We start from the raw sequence: 5476 nt of genomic DNA on the forward strand, positions 1-5476 counted from the left end.
CGTGATGGCAAACGCAAAGTCGGCATCGCCACCGCCAGAAAGAGCGCTGGATGGGACAAAAACTACCTCCTCAGCCTCCTTACCAACCCGGTTCCCTAGAACTCGATTGCCCTGGATGCACGCAAGAGTGAGTCGGAACCACTCCGGAAGGAGAACGTGCATAGCCACACGCTGGCGTTGGACGGCGTCTACGTGTGCGATGAGCATGGCGCACTGCGCTTTTGCCTGCTGCCCGAACCGAGTATGGCCGACATCACGGACGTGGCATCGCGCACCGCCGCGCGCATCGAGCGCGTGCTCGAGCAGCACAGGCCCCAAAGTCAACCAGGGTAGGAAGAGGTGGGGCACGTGTTTATGCAGCAATGGTACGGTTGACCTAGACTTGGTGACCTAGACGCGCTAAGAAATTCTGTCTCAGTCGGAGGCCTGGGCACGTCACTTCGCTTGCGCTTCAGCAGCTATCGGAGGAAGGCAAGCTATGAAAGGGCATCCGGGTGCAGACCGGCGGTCGCACGAGCGAGCGAAACTCACCGCCAGTGCATTGCTGTTTAGGGACGAAGTACTGCTCGGGCGCTACGTGGCCGTCAACCTGTCGGCTGCGGGCGCCTTGCTGCGGGGAGACCTGCGGCCGTCAGGCGGGCCGGTGCGGGTCGTGCTGTTACTACCCGACGACGAGATACTGAGCCTGAAGGGACGCGTGGTGCGCCGCCCTCGTGCCGAGCGAAGGGGCAGCTCCTCGGTGGCGGTCCGTTTTGAGCACGACTCACCAGCCAGCGAGGACAAGCTGCAGGAGATCGTGCTGCAGGCGCTCAGCCGCGGGGATCGCGTCATCGATCTCTCGGGGCCTTTGGGGCAAATCGCGGGTTAGCCTGCATCGGTCACCCACTTCGTAGAGATCCGCGCAGACGCCCGCGGCTTGACGCGGCACGCCGCGCTCCGAGAGGCGATACTCGAATGGCTGAGCAAGGAGGCGTGAAACGCCATCAATGGCCGATTTTTTGAAGGTAGGTATGGTCCTCCCCTGGTACCGTAGACTCGGCACGAGCTCCGGGCTTGGGCTCGGGCCAGCTCGGGCCCGAATCCGGACCTGGCTGTGACCGCTACTCGCGCTCGAGGAAGCGCATGTCAACGGGGCGCATGACGCCGTCGACGACCACCACGGCGTACTCCGGCTCGGTGCCAGGCGGCAGGTTGAATGCCACCTGGGAGCTATAGCCGTCGGAGTCCACGTCCACCGTCACCGGAAGGGGCTGACTGGGCTGCCCGTGCACCCAGACCATTGCGTATTGGGTGGAGGTGGCCACATCGTCGTCGTCGGCCTGCTGCCCGCGGGTGTTCATCCACAGGCCGCTGAACCCGGGCTCGATGAAGCCGACCACCGAGCGACCAACGAGTCGCGGCGTCACGCCCAGGAACTTCGTCAGCTCCGTGGTGGTCTCATAGATCGAGTTGTAGACGTAATCGCTGATCCAGCGCTGCGCGCTCCCACACTCCGGCGTGGTGCAGTAGCAGTAGCTCATCACGTCCTTGTGCTCCGGGCTGTGGAAGAGCTCTCCCGTCGTCATCCGGAAGCCCTGGGTGCCGAGCAGGCCCTCGCCGTGCGGGTACATGGTGTCCGTGCCTTGTGCGCCGCAGCCGGGCGTGTGCGGGCGGCCCAGGTTATGGCCCCACTCGTGAGCCGTTGTGCTCGGCTTGGCGTCGGCCTGGTTGGGAAACGTGCCTCGATGGGGGCTGGTGAGGTTCACCTGAATCACGGTCTTGCGCCGGCATGGTTGCGAGGGGTCGATGGGGGCGCCGCGGCCGAGCGACGACCCAGATACCTGGATGGGCTCGATGCCCTTGATCTTGTTGTTCACCACGCCCTGGTAGAGCACTCCCGGACCGCGACCCCGTTTGGTGCAGAGCTTGTGCAGCGCGTACCAGTAGGGAGCACGCGTAGTAGAGCTTGCAGGAGCCATCCCCATCTTGAACGTGGGGCGAATCGGATCGACCGCCTCCAGCTGGACGTCTTGTACGGGGTAGATGTCGTAGAGGAAGTCGGTGAGGTTCTTGAGCTGTTCGGGCGTAGCGCTGGGCGCCGGCTTCTGTCCCATCGGTCCCAAGAAGGGCACGATCACACCCGCGAACACGGAAGGTTTGGCCTGGGCCGGCACCGGCAGCGTGCCAGTTGCCGGAATCCGCGGAGGCACGGCGGCAGGCGGGCCCACGGGGGGCCCGGCCTCGAACAGCTCCGCCACGAGCTCCATCCCCTCGCGCACATCCGGCTTGTCGAGCAGGAAGTTAAAGGCGCCTTCCATGGTCTTCGGGTCACCCTTGCCGGCGACCTGCTTGTCGTCGGCAACCTGCTTCATGCTGCCGTCCATGTACTTGACGGTGAGCACGCCCTTGATCGTACGTGGGCTCCAGCCTGGCTCGAGCTTCCAATACGCTCGCACCAGCATGCCTCGACCGGCTAGGATCACGGCCTTCCGCTGCATCGCGGTCGTGGGCTTGCCGCCCGTGAAGAGAGGAATACCCACGGCCTGATTGACGTCCAACTTGACCAGCTGGATGCCGCTGGCCGGAGGGCCGGTCATGATCGGTGGCGGGCCACCGGGCACGCCGCCAATGGTGCCGCCTAGACCGCTCGCGCCAGCCATTCCCGCGCCGGTGCCCGCGACAGCGCCAGCGCCGGAGCCGCCTGCGATCGAACCCGCGGCACCCACGCCCGCGCCGGGCACTACCGGGCCGGCAGCACCCGTGCCCCCGCTGCCGGCTCCGGGCGGAGTCGGTGCGCGAGGAGAATTGTTGTCTGGCCCACCGCAGCCGCTCAACAGAAAACAGCAGCAAACGAGTGCTAGCGATTCCCGCTGTGCGAGAGCTTGGGTAGCTTCGCGTGCGACCCGGGGTGGCAATGCAGGTTGCGTGACTCTCATGTTACCTCGTGCGGGTCTGGTGTGGCCCTGTCTGCGCGCCGTTTCATGTAAACCCACGTAATGGAGTACAAAAGCAGACGATTCTAGTCATAGCACACAGTCAATCTCAACGGTGCATATCCCTGGCCCAGTCGCACTCGAAGGTCACGGCGCGCAGGTGGACCAGGCGACGCGTGGAGGTTCCGCGCTCGGCCATCAGAAGCAGCGCATGGCCCTGCATGCAGGCAACCGCGCCCCGAGTTATTTGGACGTCGTCTTCGAAGAACTCCTGCTCGCCGAGGGGTTTGCCTAGATCCCACGGCAGCCAATTGACGCTGACGAACAAATCCGTGGAGAAGTTGCGAGGTGTAGCGCTTATCAGGCCGCCCATGCATGGGCAGAGGCGCGCCGGCGACGGTCCGGTGGCGCGTCCCACACGCCTTGGACCTGCTATCGGCACAAAGTCCGGGCTCAGGGCGGTCAGGTACAAGCCGGTACGAAAGCGACTGCCTCGCCGATCCCGGAATGCCAGCAAGCGCGTCCCGTGCTTGGCTAGCAGGACGGGTGTGGTCTCCGATGGCTCGTGCAGATCCAGGACTCTTCTGGGCGCGCCGCGCCCGTCGAACACGACGATGCGCCCGCGCAACGAAGCGTCCGAAGGCCATCGTTCGGCCCACAACGTCAAGCTTCTGCCCGCTTGGGCGCTGGTGTAAGGCGCACCAACGCCGATGCCGCGACTGGAGACCACCTGCGCCGGTCCCGTGAGCCGGTCGCCCTTGACGGTGACTTGTCGTATTTGCTCGGTTTCCAGTGTTGCGTCTCGCCAGGCGACCAGCATCCGGTCTCGCGTTTTCGTCATGGAGATTCCGCTGCTGATGCTGCCGGCCTGCGCGAGCACAAGCTCACCCTGGCGCTCCAGGCGTTCGCTGAATCGGAACAAGGTAGCCCGGGCGCCGCGACCGCGTTCGGCTTGCTGCAGGCAGGCTACCCAGACGGATCGAGCCCCCGTTATGGCATCCAGCCCCCCCGGACACGCCGAGGCGAGCCTCGTGGCTGCGCCTTCTGGTCGGCCACGCACGGTGAGCTTTCTGGCGTAGAGGCCGCTCCGATCCGACCACAGTGCCAGCGCGTGTCCTTTCCGAGCCAGCAACGTGACCGCGTGAAAGCGCCGACCGCCGGAGATTGCGACATCGTAATCAAGGCCGAAATGGCAAGCGTTCGGTCGTACGTCAGGCTCGCAGGCATACAGGCCCGCAAGTGCGATAGCCAGTACCCGGCCTGAAGCCCCGGGCCGGGCACTCGTTATCCCCCCCTTGCGCAACACAGCCGTCAGACCACGCCTCGCGCTTTGAGCAGGCTGCCGATTTGGGATCTGCGGCGCTGGAGCTCGGCGGGGTCCTTGACGGGCTCGAAGCGGCTTGCGCTGCCTTCGCGTGGCACCGACACGAAACGGCAAGGCAGAAACGCAGTCAGCTGTCCGACCAAGCGCTCGAACTGGATGGCTGTGGCGCCGGAGACCTTCTTGCGCACGCAAAACCAGCTGAGATCGAAGTCGCGATCGATGGCCTGGGCGTCGAAGGCAAAGGTGTTCGTGTTGAAGACCGGAATCCGAGCGGGATCGAAGGAGCCCGGGAAGCGGAACTCCTCCAGGATCTGCAGCTGTCCATCGACGCGAGCCGGCGCTCCGCCCTTGTCGTCTTGACGACGCTCGGTGACCTCTGCCGTGATGGGCCGGCCTCCGTCCAGATGAGCGCCAATCAGCGTTGCATCGAGTGTCGCTCCCAGGTTGTCCACGTTGGACATGAACAGAACGCGTCCGCCACCCGCACGAAAATCGTGCAGCACACCCGAACGCCGCAGCGCGAACGTCAGGTCGCCATGCCCCGGCGCATACGGCGAAGGTTTGCCGTCCCTGGTCAGGAACAGATCCCCGGTCTCGGTAACGCGCAGCGAGACGAACTGCGGAAAGGTTCGCACCGGGGCGGCGGGATCCTGCAGCGTCTCGGCAGCCGCGCGAACGGCCGCATCCGTCGCAAAGCTCGTCATGAGATAGACGGGGATGGCCGTTTCGTGACTGCGGGCGAGCGCTCGCGCGCCGTCGAGCTTAAGATCGAGAAACGTGTGGCCAGGTAGTGCATCAACAGCAGCCTTGACGGCTCCTCCGAAGCGCGTGGCCATGCCGCCTGCCAGCACCACATGGCCTACCTGCCCCCCGCGCAGGGCATCGGCACCGAGGAGCGTGAGTCGCTCGTGCTCTTGGCTTCCCGCGGGGGGAAGCTCGATCAGCTCGCCGGCGCGAGGCGCTTCGACCTTGCCGCGCACGCGGTTGTCGAAGCCCGTTGTGCCGAGCTGCTGCAGCTGGGCACGAAGCCGCTCGAACGTGTGGCGGTCAAAGCCATACTGCTCCAACAGCGACGCGGTGGCGCCCTCTAGCTCGAGGGCCGGGTGCTTGTCCAGCATGCTGCCAACCCAACCACCCCCGGCGTCCGCTGTCGAGCTCCGAGTCCGCCACAAAAGCTCGCTCGCCGGCCGCACCGTGCAGGTCCAGGGACGCGTCGGCCCCCTGCCGCCAGCACGATAGC

5 protein-coding genes are annotated in these 5476 nt (G+C 65.4%); 2 read left to right on the forward strand and 3 right to left on the reverse strand.

Annotated elements, in window-relative coordinates; all coding sequences use genetic code 11:
* Nucleotides 1-156 precede the first annotated feature (156 nt).
* On the forward strand, nucleotides 157-333 hold the full coding sequence (locus MJD61_09235) for a hypothetical protein (protein ID MCG8555453.1): 177 nt from the start codon (nucleotides 157-159) through the stop codon (nucleotides 331-333).
* A gap of 145 nt (nucleotides 334-478) precedes the next feature.
* On the forward strand, nucleotides 479-868 hold the full coding sequence (locus MJD61_09240) for a PilZ domain-containing protein (protein ID MCG8555454.1): 390 nt from the start codon (nucleotides 479-481) through the stop codon (nucleotides 866-868).
* A gap of 232 nt (nucleotides 869-1100) precedes the next feature.
* On the opposite strand, the gene MJD61_09245 is transcribed toward MJD61_09240, so the two are convergent.
* The 3 genes from MJD61_09245 to MJD61_09255 form a co-directional block, all read right to left on the reverse strand.
* The gene (locus MJD61_09245) at nucleotides 1101-2915 is read right to left on the reverse strand and encodes a hypothetical protein (GenBank protein MCG8555455.1); all 1815 of its coding nucleotides are present in this window, start codon (nucleotides 2913-2915) and stop codon (nucleotides 1101-1103) included.
* A 106-nt stretch (nucleotides 2916-3021) separates the two neighbouring features.
* The gene (locus MJD61_09250; protein MCG8555456.1) at nucleotides 3022-4218 is read right to left on the reverse strand and encodes a hypothetical protein; all 1197 of its coding nucleotides are present in this window, start codon (nucleotides 4216-4218) and stop codon (nucleotides 3022-3024) included.
* A 5-nt stretch (nucleotides 4219-4223) separates the two neighbouring features.
* The coding region (locus MJD61_09255; protein ID MCG8555457.1) for a UTP--glucose-1-phosphate uridylyltransferase at nucleotides 4224-5476 on the reverse strand (1253 nt) is incomplete at its 5' end.

This window comes from Pseudomonadota bacterium (assembly GCA_022361155.1).
In the GTDB taxonomy this organism is placed as follows: domain Bacteria; phylum Myxococcota_A; class Polyangia; order Polyangiales; family JAKSBK01; genus JAKSBK01.